The sequence below is a fragment of the Paenibacillus eucommiae genome (assembly GCF_017874215.1).
In the GTDB taxonomy this organism is placed as follows: domain Bacteria; phylum Bacillota; class Bacilli; order Paenibacillales; family NBRC-103111; genus Paenibacillus_AI; species Paenibacillus_AI eucommiae.
Window position 1 is genome coordinate 1 of record NZ_JAGGLB010000019.1, and the last position, 16,799, is coordinate 16,799.

Below are 16,799 nucleotides of genomic sequence, written 5' to 3' on the forward strand. Positions count from 1 at the left end.
CTCCTTTGTTTATAGCTCTGCAATGTGTTAGTCCTAACAACATTGTAACCTATGTGTGAACAAATTGGAGCTGTCTTACGTTCATCATAACTCTCAGCTACAAAGTGCCGAGCAGGTCACGCTCAATCGGGCTGCCAGCAGACGTTGCTTTCCTGAGGGAAAGGGATTATGACAATAAAACAAGGAGTCCCCCCTTAATCTCCTATGTGTGTAGGTTAACTACTTCACCCAGAGAAAGGTTGAACTCCTTGTATGGAAGATTCGTTATGAGATTCGAATTTTTTAGCTTACTGGTCTGGTTTTCAGTTCAGTCATACCATGTTCCTTCAGGTTAAAAATAAACTGCAGCGCCTCAGCTCTCGTGAGTGGATCCCGGCCCTGATAGCCTGCAACGGTTGGAGCGCTTTTTCCAGTCGAATATCCTTTGTCCAGCAAATATTGAATCGCTTTATCGCTTAGCAGTGCTTTTCCGTCTGCTCCGGCAATGATCTCGGCCACCTGACTTCGGCTAACAGGAGCATCCTGCTTTCTATCTGCTTCCAGGGATACTGGATAGTTCCGCTGGTAGGCAAGCTGATACGCTCCAGCAGACCAATGCTTGCCCTTGCCAGCTTCGGGTAGCACGACCTGAAAGGCCTTGAAAAGCAAAGTCAGAAACTCTGCTTCCGTAATAGAGCGGTTGGGTTTAAACGTGTTGTCGGGATAGCCCTCTGCAATCTTCTGCTCGACTGCACGTTGAATCACATTCTCCGCCCAGTGTCCTCGCACATCGTCAAACTTAACAGCTTGTGGTCGCGCTTTCAGTTCGACCTTGTCTCCATCAACAATAGCATCGGGAGCCTCCACCCTGCTGCCTTTATAGACAAAATCCCATCTCGCGCTCGGAAGCTGGTTAGGCGCATACGTTTCATTCGTGTAAAAAAATATAGTGTTTGGCTTCCCTTCAGCCAAATCAGGAATACGGTAAGTTCCATTCTCATCGGCATCCGCGGAAAAACGCCCGACTCCACCTTCTCCATATGACACATAAGCACCCTTTACCGGAGTTCCGTCAGCATGAAGAATTCTTCCAATTAGCTGCACCTGCTCCAGGCCAAATTGCACATTCGTTTCATTTGCCTTGCCATTTTTGATGACGAGCTTATACGGATAATCGCCTATCACCTCGTCGTTGGACAACCGTACCTGATAAGATCCATCTGCCAGATTGTCTATATGGAAATATCCCCTCGCATCCGTAATTAGCTGCAGCACCTTCTTCTCTACTGCACCACTACCTGGATCCGCGCGATAAATATGCACATCCACCCCGCGGCGATGCTCGCCAGTATCATTCATTACGGCAACTCCGGTAAACTGTTGATTCGAGACTTGAGATATGGCTGTACTTGCTAACTGACCGGGAGATAGAGCATAACTATCTGCGGCTAGAGTCTTGTCTCCAAGCAGAGTAAGTCCTAGACACATCATGACATATAGCGCCAAGCTTTTTTTCATATTGACTGATAACCCCTTCGCTAAGAAATAAAATGCTGATAAGAGCAAGGATAGTATTATATATTATTTCTTAATTCACTCTATTGTAAACCAGGCTGTCAATTGCGACAAGGAATTCATTGTCAATCACTGTCGTTCCTTGCAATTCTATGTATTTCTATGTTTTTCTTTCACGAACTTTTCTACGTTTGATGAACCTTTGATGAATCTTTGGTGAACCGTTTGAAAAAATAAGTGATTTATGTCACTATAGATGTATCTGAGCAAGCATTTTACAAGTATAGGTGGTTAACTATGACAACGGGAGAAGCTCCATACCGCATTCTTTTGTACTATAAGTTTATAACGATTGAAAATCCTGAGGCACTAGCCCGCGAGCATTTGGCATACTGCAAGAAGCTGGGGGTCAAAGGGCGTATCCTTGTTGCTCCCGAAGGTATTAACGGCACCCTGTCAGGAACTGTAGAGCAGACGGAAGCCTACTTGAGAATGATGCGGCAAATACCGCTTTTTCAGGACCTTGTGGTAAAAATAGACGAGAGTGACAAGCATGCCTTTCATAAAATATTTGTGCGTCCCAAAAAAGAGCTCGTTACCTTCCGGTTGGAAGAGGATGTGAATCCGAACGAGCTAACCGGCAAGCATTTGAAGCCGAAGGAATTCTATGAGAAGCTGCAGCAGGAAGATGTTATCGTTCTGGATGGACGCAACTACTATGAATATGACATTGGACATTTCCGCGGCGCTATTCGCCCTGAAGTAGAATCGACCAAGGAGTTCCCTGAATGGATCCGAAACAACCTGAGCGAGTATAAGGACCGCCCCATTCTTACCTACTGTACCGGCGGTATTCGTTGCGAGAAGCTCTCGGGCTTCCTGTTGAAGGAAGGCTTTACAGACGTTTCCCAGCTCGATGGTGGCATTGTGACCTATGGGAAGGACCCTGAGGTAGAAGGCCGGCTCTTCGACGGCAAATGCTATGTCTTCGACGAACGGGTCTCTGTTCCGATCAACCGTACCGATGAAGATATCGTAGTTGGAAGCTGCCATCATTGCGGCAAACCTGAAGACCGTTACATTAACTGTGCGAATGATTACTGCCATCTCCAGCATGTTTGCTGCGAGGAATGTGAAGAAGCGCATAACAGCTTTTGCTCTAAAGAATGTGAAGAGAAGACGCTGAGAAGTTTAGAAGCTTAATAGCACATCAAAGGACGCCTTGCGGCGTCCTTTTGATGTGCTTGTTCACGGCTTGGCTGTTTGCGGAAAGGAAGCAGCGTGCAGGCAATATTCCGGGATAAGGTTGATGACAACCAAATTCAGTATTTTTTCCTTTGCTGTGAATTTTACGTAAATTTTCATCTGTTAATAAAAGGTTTTGAAGCACAAATGTGGAATAGTACATACATAACGACTCTTTTGGTTAGAGTCCATCATTTTAATGTGAGGTGAGCAAAATGAAAGCTACTGGAATTGTAAGAAAAATCGATGAATTAGGGCGGATCGTTCTACCCATAGAGCTGCGCCGCTCGCTAAGAATTGATATCGGGGATGCAGTAGAAATTTACGTGGATCCAGATAAAATCATGCTCAAAAAATATACACCCGCTTGTCTTTTTTGCGGTAATTTTGAGGACATGACCTACTTCCGCGGTAAAATGATCTGTAAAGGTTGTTTCAATGAAATGACCGAAGAAACCGAGAAACCGGTTGAACAACAGGATCTATCTTAATCATCCTATCCAAAAAACGTCAGTCGCATGTGAAATCCTGGCGGTCTTTGCCGAGAAAATTTGTGCCTATATCACGTAAAAGCCCACAGCACGCTCAGGTGAAGTGGGCTTTACGCATTTATTTCCGTGAAAAAGGAACCGCCATACTCGGTCAATGCTGTGCACGACATATGAGTATGGCGATTCCTACAAGATGCATGTTATTGACGTTTTTGGAGATCTGCTAACGCTGCATTTTTCACTTGCTCATAAGTATTCTTATAGGTTTGAATGATGGAGGTACTGTAACCATTCGCACTTAGCTGGCTTTCTGCTTCTCCAACAATTGTTGAAAACTGACTATCGCAGGCGCTTAGCTTAGCAGAACCTTGTGCAAGCAAATCAGTATCCCCTGTTTTAAAGAATTTATCCGCGAGTGAGCTCAGTTCGCTTGTACAACTGCTCTGCAAGGCTTGAAGCTTGCTTTGTGCTGCGCTTTTAATAGATTCTTCACTCGGCTTGGTTGATCCTCCAGAACCTCCTGGGGTTCCTGGTGCTCCTGGATTGCCCGCATTACCATTTCCTTCATTTTTACCATCTGTTCCACCCGAAGGTTTGCCAGATCCAGAAGTATCCTCTGGCTTCTTGCCGCTTCCATCAACAGGATCTTTCTCCTGTGTACGAACTGATGCGGCAATTGTATATGTCGCAGGATCCCAATCGATCTTCTTCCCCAAAGCTTCTGATACGAAGCGGATAGGCACATACAAGCTGCCATCAATGATAAAGCCAGGCAGCTTCTCAGAAGGCTGTATTCCCTTACCATCGAAAATATAAGTTACCTTTTCTTTATACACCTTCAAGTCTGTTGGCTTCAGCTTTACTTTATCTCCACTGCCAGCCGCTTGATTCCGTACTTGCGCATTTAGCTTGAACTCATTAATGCTGATCAGCTCAGAAGCTGTAGGCTTTGAGATCGTTACCGTATAGCTTTTACCATCCCATTTGACTGACTTGTCCAAAGAATAAGCAATAAAACGCAAAGGCACATAGGTGCTGCCTTCATAAATAAAACCGCGTTGATCCTTTGCAGGAGCATACTCTTTACCATCGAAAGTGTAATGCATAGGAGCGAAATAAACATTTACCGTTATCGGCTTTTGCGCTGCTGCAGCTGAAGTCGTAATTGCCATGATAAGAGCCAAAGACAGAACCATAATTGCTTTCAACTTGTTTTTCATATACAAGCACACCTTCTTTGCTCCTCATTATTTAGAGGTTTCTTTGTAGGTTTTTCCTTGACTTAAACCATATTTCGCCGCTATCTGAATCAAATGATCATATTCATCCTCTGTCAGCTTTTCCATGATAATCTTTTTGGCTGCCTTCTTATCCTCGATAGAAAGACCATTTCCGGCCATTTTGGAAATCAGTTGAATGTCTGAAGCGCTGAGCTTTTTCAATAATACAGTAGTCACAGATAATTTGTCCTTTAGTGATATCGCACTTTCTACGTCCTTGGCCTTCTCCTTAGTTACCTCCGCTTGATATTCCAGCTTCTGTCCCTTGGGAGTTGGAGATGGGGAAGCAGGTTTAGAGGACGGTTTAGATGTTTCAGAGGATGGTTTTGATGAAGCTGTAGGCGATGGATCCGTTGAGGAATCTGGTGAATTGTTATCAACACCATTGCCAGCTTCCTGCCCACCTTCCGGCTTCTTTCCTTCATCAGTCTGTCCACCAGATGAAATTGGATCTCCACCTTCTCCATTCTGCTCTGAAGAGTTTTCAGTCGGGTTCGGCGTAGTCTCCAGTAAAGCTTCCACTTCACTTGGTACTAAAGATTTAAGCGTATAAGAGACAGCCATATTCATTCCTATGTATCCAACAATGAGTAGAACAATAAGGACAGAACCCGACCAAATTAGCCACTTTTTCCATTTCTTTTTCTGCATGCGTTCACCAGCCTAAGTCTCAATTTGAATGTGGATATACCATATCATACCACATTTCCACACTCTAAAGCTACAAAACGTATATCTCCATGCCAGAGTCCGCTTATTCAGTGCAAGTGAAACGCATCTTTACATGGTTATTTTAGAGGTTGACAAAGGGAAGCCGAGACAAGTCTACTCCCTGAAATAATGCTTTTTTTATGCTGCAGCGCTTTGAATTATTAAGTTAAAATGGAGAAATTAAAAAAGCATCCTAAGATGCTTCGCTTTCTTTGTGATACTACCTATGTACTTCAACTAACGTGAGAATAACCCGAAACCAAATGCCCGATCACTTCTCTTATGGCACTATGCTCTTCCCCAATTACTTTCTCCAAGCGCTTCATCTCAAGATCAAGCTGACTACGACTTATTGTTATAGGTCTCCCGATAAATATTCGATCATGGCGTGTAGAAGAAATATCCTCTTCACTTAGCAGTAATTCCTCGTACAATTTTTCTCCTGGCCGAATACCACTGTAAGTAATCTCAATGTCTACTCCTGGCTCAAAACCAGATAGACGGATAAGATCCGAAGCAAGATCGGCAATTTTAACTGGGCTTCCCATATCCAATATAAAGACCTCTCCGCCTTGAGCGAATGCGCCCGCTTGAATAACTAGCTGCACGGCTTCCGGAATCGTCATGAAATAACGAATCATTTCCGGATGTGTAACTGTAACAGGGCCACCTGCTTCGATCTGCTCTTTAAAATGTGGGATCACGCTTCCACGGCTGCCAAGAACATTTCCAAACCGTACAGCTACGAATCTTGTATTGCTTGTGCGATCCAGACTCTGAATCAGCATCTCGGCAATTCGTTTAGTTGCCCCCATTATGCTTGTAGGATTTACAGCTTTATCTGTTGAAATAAGCACAAATCTTTCTGCCTGATACAGATCAGCACATTCTGCTACATTCTTCGTTCCAAAAACATTGTTCTTAATAGCTTCTGCAGGATTGCGCTCCATCAAAGGGACATGCTTATGCGCTGCGGCATGAAACACTACTTTCGGACGATAGCATGTAAATACGTCTTGAATGCGCTCTTTATCTTGAACATCTGCAATTATAGTTTCCAATAATAGCCCGGGAAATAATCGCGACATTTCTCTTTCAATATCATAAATACTATTCTCTCCATGTCCTAGCAGCAGCAGCTTACTTGGGCGAAAAGGGGCTATTTGTCTGCATAGCTCAGAACCGATGGAACCACCGGCACCTGTAATTAACACGACTTTATCTTCCACGTAATTGGCTATACCCTCTAAATCCACATTGATAGGATCTCGTCCCAGCAAATCTTCTACTACAACATCCCTTATTGCATTAATCGTTACCTTGCCTTGAATAAGGTCATTGATCTTCGGAATGATCTTCAGTTTTGCTTTCGTCAGCTTACAAATGCCAATAATTTCTGATATATCTTTACGTGATACGGAAGGTATGGCAATAATGATTTCGTCGATATCGTGCTTGGCAACAACTTCAATAATTTGATCGCGCCCCCCGAGAACTGGCAGACCCACTACTTGATGGTTCTTTTTGGCAACATCGTCATCAATAAATGCCATCGGGTACAAATTCGACTGAGAATTAAATTTCAATTCCTTAGCGATAAGAATTCCGCAATCCCCCGCTCCAACAATCAGAGCTTTACGTTGATCCAGCTTCTTTTTATAATATTTGTCCCTTAGTACCCGCCAAGCAAATCTGCTTACCCCTATCACAATAATCATAGTCTCCAGTACACGGATGAAAACAGAGAAAGGAATTCTAGGTGAGAAAAAGAAGAACATAAATAAATAAGACGCTGTACAGCCAATGGTAACCGCCTTGAAAATCGAGATCATTTCGCCAATGCTGGCATATTCCCAGATTCGATTGTAGAGCTTGAAATACATCAAGCTAGCTGAACAGAAAATCATAGATATAGCCGCATATCTAATACATTGCTCTATATAATTCGGGGAGATGTAGCCATCAAATCTGAAGAGATAAGACGTATAAATACTTACCCATACCAACAGCATATCTATAAGAACTAATAAAACTAATCTGCTCTGAAGCTTCACACTGCATCCCCCATTTAAGGCGCTCTTCTACGTTTTATTTCCATAATAATAGTAATAATAGGCTTCTCTGCTATTTCTATCCACATTATTCAGTACAACACCGAGTATTCTGGCTTGCACATGTTCAAGATTAGCCTTCGCCTTCATCGCTACTTCCCGCTTTACATTTCCAGAATCCACAACAAGGATAACACCATCACATTTGGTGGCCAATATTTGCGCATCCGTAACAGCAATTGCTGGAGGGGTGTCTAGTAAAATAATATCGTACCTCTGCTTCAGCTCTTCAAGAAGAGTAACTAGCCTCTTCGAGGATAAAATTTCGGAAGGGTTAGGCGGTATCGGACCAGACGTAATGATATCCAGATTAGGAATACCAGAGCTTTTGATCGTTTCTTCGATTGCTGCCTGATTCGTCAACAACCCGGTTAAGCCCACTCTGTTCGTTGTTTTAAAAGTATGATGGACAGTTGGCTTGCGAAGATCAGCATCAATCAACAGTACCTTCTTATCAGCTTGCGAATAAGCTGTTGCCAAATTGGCGATCGTCGTTGATTTACCTTCTCCCGGCCCTGCCGAGGTGACCATGAGTACCCTCAAGTCTTCATCTATAGCAGAAAATTGAATATTAGTCCTTAAAGTTCTATAGGATTCGGAAATGGGAGATTTCGGATTAATATGCGTAATAATTTGTTTATGATTGGTTGGTTGTGACATGTGGCGCCTCACTTCCCTTGTGAATGATTGCGGCAGAGCTGTTATTGATATAATCCTCTGATTTAGCTTTGGTTACCATAGTTAAAGTAGGGAGGTTCAAATATCGCTGAACATCCTCTTCACTCTTGATCGTATCATCCAGGTATTCCAGCAGAAAAGCAATACCAACAGCAACCATCAATGAAACTACCAGACTGATCGCAATATTCAATTTGGGGTTCGGTTTAACAGCTGAGGGCTTCTTATCTTCCTTGGCTTCATTCAGCAGTGATACATTGTTAACCTGCATAATTAAAGGAATTTCACTTTCAAAAACCTTGGATACCGCGTTAACGATCTGGGCAGCTTTCTCATAAGAAGCATCTTGAACACCAAGAGTCATAACTTGTGTATTATTTACAGAACTAACCTTTACCTTCTGAATAAGCTGTTCAGCTGTTAAACCAAACTCAGGGTATTCTCTTACTACTTTATCCATGATCCTCGATGTTTTGATAACCTCTTTGTACGTATCGATTAATTTGATATTCAAGTTTACTGAATTAATATCGACTACATCCAGGCCTTGGCGCTCTTCAGATTTATTGATAATCAGCTTGGTAGAGGCTTCGTAGGTCGGTTGTATAAAAAAATAACTAATTACGCCTGCAGCTATGCAGCTAACTAGTACTATAGAAACTATCATCCACACCCTTTTCCTGATGATTTTCAAATAATCTCTTAAATCTAGTTCCATTATTAGACCTCCGTAGTCATGCTTGACCTTCATATCATGATGCTGAATACAAATCCCTCCCCAGCAATAGGAGAGGGGATTTGTAAACTCTCAGTAAATATTTTATTTATCTATTTATTTAATAATCTGTAGATTACAACTGCTGCTTGTGCACGAGTGGAGTCCGCATTAGGATTGAACTTATTACCTTCTTCGCCCACGATGATGCCTTCACTTGCTGCCAGTGCAACCCCTGCCTTAAGTGAAGCATTAACAGCTGCAGCATCAACAAAGTCTTTCAGCGCCGCATCCACGTCTGCCACATTCTTAGTAGAACCTGTTAGTGTAAGAGCTCTTGCTGCCATCGTAGCCATTTCAGCACGAGTAATTTGACCGTTAGGATCAAACACACCTTCTGCGCGTCCATTAACAATGCCATGTTTAACTGCAGAGGCTACATACACCTTGAACCAATCGGAGTCTTTAACATCGTTAAAGCTTTCAGTTGCTGCTTCATCTTCAAGACCAAATGTCTTCACAATCATCTTGGCAAATTCAGCACGTGTTACTTTTCCGTTCGGTACGAAAGTATTGGCTTCACGACCTTCGAGAATTCCTTTCGCCGCTGCTACCTGGATTTGTCTTCCTGCCCATTGTTCAACTGGTGCAGTATCGCCAAACGTAATTTTGTTTTCTACAACTGTATAGGTAGAGAACGAATTACGGGAAGCTTCCAAATGACCATCTTTGAATTTCCCAACAAAAATAATGAGCTTGCCATCCAAAATTTTTGCAAGTGTAAGCAGTTCAGTATCGAACTTAGCGCTGTTAGCAACCGGAATGGTTAACTGAATTGGAGTTGTGAAATTATTAACGGCAGCTCCATTGGATGTGAATTCAAATTCATATACATCCGATGCAATCGGCTTATCCGTAGCATCTGAAGCTACCTTCAAATCTTGCTTGCTAATTGCCAGAGTAGTATCAGCTGCGAACTCAGTTGCGCTAATCGACATAACAAGTCCGTTAAGCGCAACGTCCACTTTGGATATACCGTTATCTTTCAATGCTGTGAGCAGCTCTTTGGCAAGCGGAACTTCAGTTGTCTTCGCATTTACTGTACCCAGGTTCAGCGTGAATTCAGGCTTAACTGCTGCAGCATTTGGATCCAGTTCCTTTAAGGATTCATTAAGAGCTTTAACTTGCTTGTTAATTTCCTCAATTTGCTTCACCAAATCGCCAACGACTAGCTTAGGTATTGCTTTATCGTCTGTAATTGTAATGGCTTTAGATAAGTCGATATTGCCCATTTTCTTCACGGCTTCTTCAACCTTTTTCTGAGCCTCAGCTAATAGCTCTGCTATTTTCTCAGGTGTTGCATCCTTTAATTGATCTTTGAGCTTGTTCAGATCGGCTTGTGCTGCTTTTCCTGCGTCAGCAATAGCCTGACCTGGCGCTGGTGTGATTACACCACCTGGACCTCCAGGATTACCAGGATTGGTAGTCTGTGGAGTAAGTGTGATTGATCCGATGTAGATCAATCTACCATAAATGCTATCACGGGCAGTAATCCGGGCAGTAGCGGCCGATGAACTATTGAGTTCAAATCTATCATTTTGAAACACGATGCTAGTATTGGCAGGTTCTACTTTCCAAGTCAAGAAATTTGCAGGTACCACAGTTCCAGCTACTTTAAAACCTGGTGTCAGAAATTTCCCGTCATTAGAACGGCTTTCAGTAAATCCTGAGCCTGAAATAGTTGAGATCATATAACGTAATAATGCTGACTCTCCTGCTATTCTAGCCTTGCTCCCATCATTGACAAAAGCATTGAAACGTTCCGTTACAGCAATAATGTCATCAATTGTAATTCCTGTTGAATTAATTACTTGGCTTACTTTTAATGTACTATCGTTAAGTACCTTAGTGTTAATTGACTGCTTTATTGCATCTTTGATTGCAGTTGCAGCATTGGAACCAGTAGCAGCCAAAATTATTGAGGCTTTGTCCGTTTCTAGCGCAGATATAACAGCTTCATAGAAAGCAACTATATCATTGGTCGAAACATCATTGACACTGTTCAGTCCAACTAATGTTGCCAGCTTACTTACTATAGCCCTTAAATCAGGGTTATTAAGAGCGGCAACAAGTTCAGTTCCATCAGAATCAAAAGTAATTGCAAGGGGACTAACTAAAGTATATAGATCCAGAGCACTGACTGTTTGAGGGTTATTACCAAATTTCGCTTCAACTTTATTCCAAATTTCAGTAACTAACTCTTCTTTTTTTGCAGTGTCATTGGAATTGGTAAGAGCTTTAATAGCATCCCGAGCTTTACGAACATCATCAATACCTTCAGTATCTTTTGTTAATTCGCTATGAATTGCATTGTACTTAACAAGGAAACTGCTAGGAAGCGTAGCAGCGGATGCCACACTAGTGCTAATACCAAACTGACTTGCCAAACCTTGCTTACTTAAAGGAAGTCCAGCTACTGTTCCAAGCACCAAGCTTGCAGCCATAGTTGTAACTACTAATTTCTTTTTCATAGTCATTCTAACCTTCACCTCATCAAATAATATTTGTTAGTGCTAATTTATGATCATTTCCAAAAATGAAACCACTTGCGCTTTGGCCACTGTGGCTTATTCAGCTGCACAGAGGTGTGATTAATCACGCTTTCGGCATTATTTTGGAAATAGTCTACATAATCGGCTCCAAGTTTATCGCCAAGCTGCTGATAAGCCTGAGCCAGACCAAAAGGTCTGTTAGTCATATTGTGCGCATCGGATGCAATAAAGTGGGCGAGATGATGCTTACATAGCTCCAGAGATAAAGCCTGGATGGATTTCCCGAATCCTCCACTTACAGATTGAGCTGTAACCTGCGACAATGCGCCCTCCTCGACAAGCTCCAGGAGCTTCTCCGGGTTTTTGGTAATCTCCACATTGCGCTCAGGATGAGCAATAATCGGTGTGATACTGTTAATTCTCAGCTCATGAAAGACTTCGCTTGTATAACTTGGTATAGAGCCCGAAGGAAATTCGATCAACATATAGCCAGAGCCGTCCAAAGTCTCGATCAGCTGCCGATCCAAGTCATCGAGCAAATCACGGTACATGCGGATTTCTTGTCCAGTGTAGACCTCTAGCGGAATACCCTGCTGCTGCAGCTCCGTGTTCAAGGACAGAACCGACTGTCTGACAAGCAATAATTCATTCTGATACATGCCATTAGCATGATGTGGAGTGGCGATAACTTTATGTATGCCTTGCTGAACTGCCTGCCTGGCCATCTCAATAGATTCGTTAAGACTTCGAGCACCATCGTCAAGTCCGGGCAAAATGTGGCTATGAATATCAATCATTGCGTACTCCTATGTGAGGGATAAGAAATTTCAGTCCTCAGAAACTATCCAAAATGTGACAAATCGTATCAAAAATCGACATGCAATAAACACAGAATATGTAAATTGTATCATATGAGGCTCTCTGTGGCTATTCCTTTTTACCCTTATGCAGTATTCCAATAGAAAACTCTATGAAGCTGGCAGCATAAATCCTGCTTTTTGTGATATAGATCACAAAACTATTATAAGATCTGTTCAATGGGCATAATATACTATCTATTATCAACCACGCCCTGAATAAGTACAATATCGTTTATATATCGGCAAAATAATTTAAATATTTAGCTAATTTCAAAAAAACAAAACAATTTTTCTTCCAATCGATATCAATGTGATATAGATCACAAAATCATAGAGAAATGATCGGCTTTTCAAGAATGAACCGCTTCGCTTCCGTAGATGGAATAAAAATCATCATTCCCAATCACGATACAAAACGTATACAAAAAAACAACCTTGTGGCTTCCTTTGAGTTGCATTTTCAAAACTTGAGTGTGTTGCGGAGGGAAGTGATGTGAGCTGCAGCCGCTGTTAAGGATGAGTTTCCTTGAATCAACTCTAGCGGTAGATACACATCTTTAAAAGCAGTCGCTATCGCACTTCCACCCATACTCTATCCCTCTTTCGGCACCATCGTACGAAGATCTGAGAGGAGCTGCTGCTTTAACGATGTTTTTCATCACTAAAAACTCCAGACCATCCCACATCCTTACTTTAACGATGAAAAACATCGTTAAACTCCCTTTCTACCACCAAGAGAGTGGCCATCCGCCCTCTTTTAACGATGAAAATCATCGTTAACGTGACAGATTGACCTGGAACACTTGCTTTAACGATCAAAAAAACATCGTTAGGTACTACACACGCTCCATTCGGGGGAGGCGGGCTTCTAAAAGATTGCTCTTCCCTAAAGAACTTATTCTTTATGTAAATAAAAAGAACCATGTGGAGTTACCTCCAAATGGCTCTTCCCTTTGCAGCCTTCATTACTCTTTTAGAACAGTGTGTATTCTTCTACTTTTTCTCCAGTGAGCATTTCAGTGAAATATTCAACCAGACGCTGGTGCTTACGCAACGATTTCTCATGAATCAGGTTAATCTTGCCATTATCAAGCTGGCCAAACCGGTTAATCAGCTCTTCATTCTCCTGTGACCAATCAAAACCTTCGAAAATCTTCAAGCAAGCAGTCCAATCCTTGTTATAAGCACCATCCTTGTAGAGATGCTTGTGTGCGTACAAGGCAATACTTTCCTGCATCGCTCTTCCGGATGAGGTGTAGATCGGAAGCCCAGGCTGTTCAGGCATCATTGGCAGCAGGCTGGAGAAGAATTGATGTAAAATCTCGATATATGTTGAAGGGTCCTTACGAATATTTCTTTGGAATTCGTAAGAGCTTTGCATTTTACCTGTGAATAGCATAGCAGTAGTGGAATACAACCAGCTAAGCGAAGTAAAGTTTTTGTTAAAGGAAGTCAAATTGGCTCTGCGCTCTACGCCCGCGCCTTTAAGAACGACGTTATTGTCAACGACCTGCTGGATAACCAGGTTAATCGGATCGATCGAGTCGAAGGAATGACCTAGTTCCTTACTAACCAGTTGTACCTTGGAGTTGATATCTCCAAACAGCTGGCACTCATCCTGCTCAGTTAAACCAATATAGATTTGCACGGCGAGACTACTCTCCATCAGCTCAAGCCGTCTCTTCTCCAATTGATTTACACTGCCTTCAAATTGCTCCAGCTCCTCTGAAACTTCAGTATTCTCAGGGAAACGGCGCTGTTTAACCTTCAGTGCGGCGATCTTCTTCTCGAAGGAACGTACTTCCTTCAGAATCTGTTCGTTAACGAAGCTTAAGGCAAGTATTCTGTGCTGACCATCCAGAATACTAAGCTTGGAGCCTGGCAGCAGCATAAGCCCGGTTTCATCCTTCGAAAGCTGTCCTACCTCACGAAGCGAAAGCGTTACCGGTCCGAAAAATACCCGGTCATATTCTCTTTCCTGCAAATAATTCGCAATCTTCTTGCGCTGCCCAGCGTTCAGCTTACGCTGTACCATCGGGTCAATTACAGTGTAATTAAGCAGGTCCTGGACCTGAATGGCCACTGTAGCCAGACCGAACTTGCCGCGCAGTGGATGTATTGTCATGTTCAAACGCAAGCCATTCATAGGTTGGTTTCCTCCTTCTCACTAATTACAAGATTGTGCTTTTCATTATAGAAATCACGAACATATTGGAAAGCTTTCATGATACGGGAACGTCTAGGAAGACGATCCTTCTCGTCTCCAACATAGATAGCGTCCCAATCGATATGAGGCAATATTTTTGTTGAATAGTCCAGTGCATAACGGTTAAACTTACCTGTTTTGGTAGCTTCTCCGTGGAAGAACAGGGCTAGTGCAATCTGCAGATTTTCAGTCCAACAGATTTGACTTCTATCTGGTTCCGGCAGCGTTCTTAGCAGTGCCTCCAGGTAGCCGACAGAAAGCGCATAGCTCTCTTCTAATTCCTTATCCGTAAAATTATAACGATTATTGCGCGCCCCTGACTTCATTCTACCTTCGAATAAAGCAACGAGGATTTCGATTAATAGATGATAGGACATTACAAATTCCGGGCCTCTTCCCCGCTCGGAATAAATATCAACAGTAATTTGCTTAAGCTTCGGGTCACTTGCCAAACGAGTGGCCAATACATGATAGAAGCGGCGTTGCTCACGCAGCACAGCCAGGTTTCCGCCGATCTTGCGCGGAAGTTTGTTAATATCAGAAAATAATTGACGCTCTTGACGTGCATTAATATCCATATAAATCATAACAGACATAGGGAATTCATAAAGATTGCTTAATTTAAGGGAGATTTCGTCCATCTTCTCATACTCACGTTGATCCTTGGCACGAGCCATTAAGCCCTGCAGCATTTCGGCCAGACGTTTGAACGCTGCCAGACGGTGCTGCCCGTCAACGACATAAAGCTTCTCTATCGCTTGTAGCTGGTAAACCCCATGCTGCTCATCATAGGTACCTGCTCCTCTTGCCGATAAAATAATTCCTGGAAAATAAATACCCTGCTGATTTTCAAGATAAAGCATAACGTAATCCATTAATTTGGATAAGTTCTGTGGAACGATCGAACGTTGAACTTCTAAATCCACCTCGTAAATCGAAAAAAGCTTACCGATCGGCAATGTTGTCGTTAAAGTCTCTTGCCCGAATGTCGTAGCGACCACTCCGGGAATTTCGATGTATGCCGACGCTTTTTGCCCAGAAAAAAGCTCCGTTAGTGATGTTATTGGATCCACTTCTAATTCCTCCTGCTTCCTTAATAAATAATTATTATATCGAACAGACACTCCCTGTTATTAGTGTTACAAAAATTATAAGTATTAAGACCAACGATTTCAAGTCATCTTAGCAAATAAATTGATATAATTAGTGAAAATCAGTGTATTTTAAGCAATATTATCGCAAAAAAATAAAAAAAGCCAGTCGCACGCAATTTTTTAGCTATTTCTTCCATCATGCTTACCTCAAAAGCAAGGGAAATTGATGGTTAATAATGGTTATTTATGGCTATTACAAGAAAAAACACTTGCCCTTGGAAGGACAAGTGAACGGTATAAATCAACCTGATATTTCCACGTTAATTTCCCTCTAACCTCCGAACGAATAAGTAGCCGCTCCTCTAACCTGGGCTTTATAATGGAAGAGCCCTCCAGCCAGCGGTTGCAGACGAAGCTCCTCATCACTTAGATCTTTTCTTGAGGTAGTTATGTAGATGTTATCCATATTCTCACCCGCAAACACGCAGGAGGTCACTCTGGCCGAGGGAACTTCTACGGACTGCAGCAATTCCCCTGTGTTTGGATTCCAGCGTCCAACTCGGTACCCGTCCCACTCGGCAACCCAGAGCATGCCTTCTTCATCAATGGTCATACCATCTGGAAGCGAAGGACCTTCCTCCAACTGCACGGCCGCTCTTCCATTGCTCAGCGTTCCCGATTCCAAATCAAATTCATATTCCATAACCACCCGAGTGAGGGAGTCTATAAAATACATTTTCCGATTATCCGAGCTCCAGGCAATTCCATTTGAGACAGCCAGACCGGACAAAACAGGCCTTATTGTTAAATCAGGCTCCAGACAGTAGAGCGTGCCATCACTTCCATGCTCATTCATGCGCATCGTACCAGCCCAGAAACGGCCTGCTGCATCACATTTCCCGTCATTGAACCGGTTGTTGGGCAGATGCTCTTCAGGATCTCCTAACGGCGTCAAAGCCCCGGAAGTGAAATCATAGGCGTAAAAGCCTTGCTGCATGGCGAGAATTACACCACCGGAACGTCTCGGCACAACCGCGCCTACCTGCTGTCCTACTTGAAAGACTTCATCCGTACCCGTTACAGGGTTAAAGGCGTGGAAGGACTCCCTGGTAATATCCACCCAGTATAGCAGCTTACGCTCAGCATCCCAGCTTGGTCCCTCGCCTAGAGCCGCCTTCGCATCCAGTACCAATGTAGCAGTATTCATTCCCAAACACATCCCTTATGTATAATAAAAATCTTCCTACATTGTACCAAAAACCTGTGTGAAAGGTATAGCACGAAAAATGCCTTGCGGCCTCCTTTGATGTGCGTGTTCGTGACTTGGGTGCGTTGCGGAGGGAAGGGCTGTGGGATCCAGCC

The 16,799-nt window shown here is 42.9% G+C and carries 13 protein-coding genes; 2 read left to right on the forward strand and 11 right to left on the reverse strand.

All coding sequences use genetic code 11. The features are described from left to right. Window positions 1-282: 282 nt before the first annotated feature. Complete coding sequence (locus J2Z66_RS24280; RefSeq protein ID WP_209975276.1) at window positions 283-1,497, reverse strand: S-layer homology domain-containing protein; 1,215 nt, start codon at window positions 1,495-1,497, stop codon at window positions 283-285. A gap of 294 nt (window positions 1,498-1,791) precedes the next feature. On the opposite strand from J2Z66_RS24280, the gene trhO reads away from it, so the two are divergent. Both trhO and J2Z66_RS24290 read left to right on the forward strand, forming a co-directional pair. Next, entirely contained in the window at window positions 1,792-2,697 is a 906-nt protein-coding gene (gene trhO / locus J2Z66_RS24285; RefSeq protein WP_209975278.1) for an oxygen-dependent tRNA uridine(34) hydroxylase TrhO, read from the forward strand. A 257-nt stretch (window positions 2,698-2,954) separates the two neighbouring features. Continuing rightward, the gene (locus J2Z66_RS24290; protein WP_209975280.1) at window positions 2,955-3,230 is read left to right on the forward strand and encodes an AbrB/MazE/SpoVT family DNA-binding domain-containing protein; all 276 of its coding nucleotides are present in this window, start codon (window positions 2,955-2,957) and stop codon (window positions 3,228-3,230) included. 200 nt (window positions 3,231-3,430) lie between these two features. On the opposite strand, the gene J2Z66_RS24295 is transcribed toward J2Z66_RS24290, so the two are convergent. From J2Z66_RS24295 to J2Z66_RS24340, 10 genes are all read right to left on the reverse strand, one after another. Continuing rightward, the gene (locus J2Z66_RS24295; protein WP_209975281.1) at window positions 3,431-4,450 is read right to left on the reverse strand and encodes a copper amine oxidase N-terminal domain-containing protein; all 1,020 of its coding nucleotides are present in this window, start codon (window positions 4,448-4,450) and stop codon (window positions 3,431-3,433) included. Window positions 4,451-4,477: 27 nt separating this feature from the next. Continuing rightward, window positions 4,478-5,161: a hypothetical protein gene (locus J2Z66_RS24300; RefSeq protein ID WP_209975283.1), complete on the reverse strand. Its 684-nt coding sequence runs from the start codon at window positions 5,159-5,161 to the stop codon at window positions 4,478-4,480. A 293-nt stretch (window positions 5,162-5,454) separates the two neighbouring features. Next, on the reverse strand, window positions 5,455-7,275 hold the full coding sequence (locus J2Z66_RS24305; protein WP_376774470.1) for a polysaccharide biosynthesis protein: 1,821 nt from the start codon (window positions 7,273-7,275) through the stop codon (window positions 5,455-5,457). 27 nt (window positions 7,276-7,302) lie between these two features. Then, complete coding sequence (locus J2Z66_RS24310; protein ID WP_209975286.1) at window positions 7,303-7,992, reverse strand: CpsD/CapB family tyrosine-protein kinase; 690 nt, start codon at window positions 7,990-7,992, stop codon at window positions 7,303-7,305. Further along, the gene (locus J2Z66_RS24315) at window positions 7,970-8,728 is read right to left on the reverse strand and encodes a YveK family protein (protein ID WP_209975287.1); all 759 of its coding nucleotides are present in this window, start codon (window positions 8,726-8,728) and stop codon (window positions 7,970-7,972) included. The genes J2Z66_RS24310 and J2Z66_RS24315 overlap by 23 nt, the downstream gene beginning before the upstream one ends. Before the next feature lie 110 nt (window positions 8,729-8,838). After that, entirely contained in the window at window positions 8,839-11,262 is a 2,424-nt protein-coding gene (locus J2Z66_RS24320) for an S-layer homology domain-containing protein (protein ID WP_209975289.1), read from the reverse strand. A 47-nt stretch (window positions 11,263-11,309) separates the two neighbouring features. Beyond that, entirely contained in the window at window positions 11,310-12,074 is a 765-nt protein-coding gene (locus J2Z66_RS24325) for a tyrosine-protein phosphatase (RefSeq protein WP_209975291.1), read from the reverse strand. 1,036 nt (window positions 12,075-13,110) lie between these two features. Next, on the reverse strand, window positions 13,111-14,283 hold the full coding sequence (locus tag J2Z66_RS24330) for a DNA sulfur modification protein DndB (RefSeq protein WP_209975293.1): 1,173 nt from the start codon (window positions 14,281-14,283) through the stop codon (window positions 13,111-13,113). Then, window positions 14,280-15,416 (reverse strand): DGQHR domain-containing protein, encoded by a 1,137-nt coding sequence (locus tag J2Z66_RS24335; RefSeq protein WP_209975295.1) that lies wholly within the window; start codon window positions 15,414-15,416, stop codon window positions 14,280-14,282. Before J2Z66_RS24335 ends, J2Z66_RS24330 begins: the two co-directional genes overlap by 4 nt. A 352-nt stretch (window positions 15,417-15,768) precedes the next feature. Next, window positions 15,769-16,644 carry an SMP-30/gluconolactonase/LRE family protein gene (locus tag J2Z66_RS24340; RefSeq protein ID WP_209975297.1) on the reverse strand — a complete coding sequence of 292 codons (876 nt, stop codon included), beginning with the start codon at window positions 16,642-16,644 and terminating at the stop codon, window positions 15,769-15,771. Between the last annotated feature and the right edge of the window lie 155 nt (window positions 16,645-16,799).

Bases quoted from the DNA above. Each gene is read 5' to 3' on its own strand.
- J2Z66_RS24340 (WP_209975297.1), bottom strand. From the start codon at position 16,644: ATGAATACTGCTACATTGGTACTGGATGCGAAGGCGGCTCTAGGCGAG.
- J2Z66_RS24325 (WP_209975291.1), bottom strand. From the start codon at position 12,074: ATGATTGATATTCATAGCCACATTTTGCCCGGACTTGACGATGGTGCT.
- J2Z66_RS24295 (WP_209975281.1), bottom strand. From the start codon at position 4,450: ATGAAAAACAAGTTGAAAGCAATTATGGTTCTGTCTTTGGCTCTTATC.
- J2Z66_RS24310 (WP_209975286.1), bottom strand. From the start codon at position 7,992: ATGTCACAACCAACCAATCATAAACAAATTATTACGCATATTAATCCG.
- J2Z66_RS24290 (WP_209975280.1), top strand. From the start codon at position 2,955: ATGAAAGCTACTGGAATTGTAAGAAAAATCGATGAATTAGGGCGGATC.
- J2Z66_RS24280 (WP_209975276.1), bottom strand. From the start codon at position 1,497: ATGAAAAAAAGCTTGGCGCTATATGTCATGATGTGTCTAGGACTTACT.
- J2Z66_RS24300 (WP_209975283.1), bottom strand. From the start codon at position 5,161: ATGCAGAAAAAGAAATGGAAAAAGTGGCTAATTTGGTCGGGTTCTGTC.
- J2Z66_RS24330 (WP_209975293.1), bottom strand. From the start codon at position 14,283: ATGAATGGCTTGCGTTTGAACATGACAATACATCCACTGCGCGGCAAG.
- trhO (WP_209975278.1), top strand. From the start codon at position 1,792: ATGACAACGGGAGAAGCTCCATACCGCATTCTTTTGTACTATAAGTTT.
- J2Z66_RS24320 (WP_209975289.1), bottom strand. From the start codon at position 11,262: ATGACTATGAAAAAGAAATTAGTAGTTACAACTATGGCTGCAAGCTTG.
- J2Z66_RS24315 (WP_209975287.1), bottom strand. From the start codon at position 8,728: ATGGAACTAGATTTAAGAGATTATTTGAAAATCATCAGGAAAAGGGTG.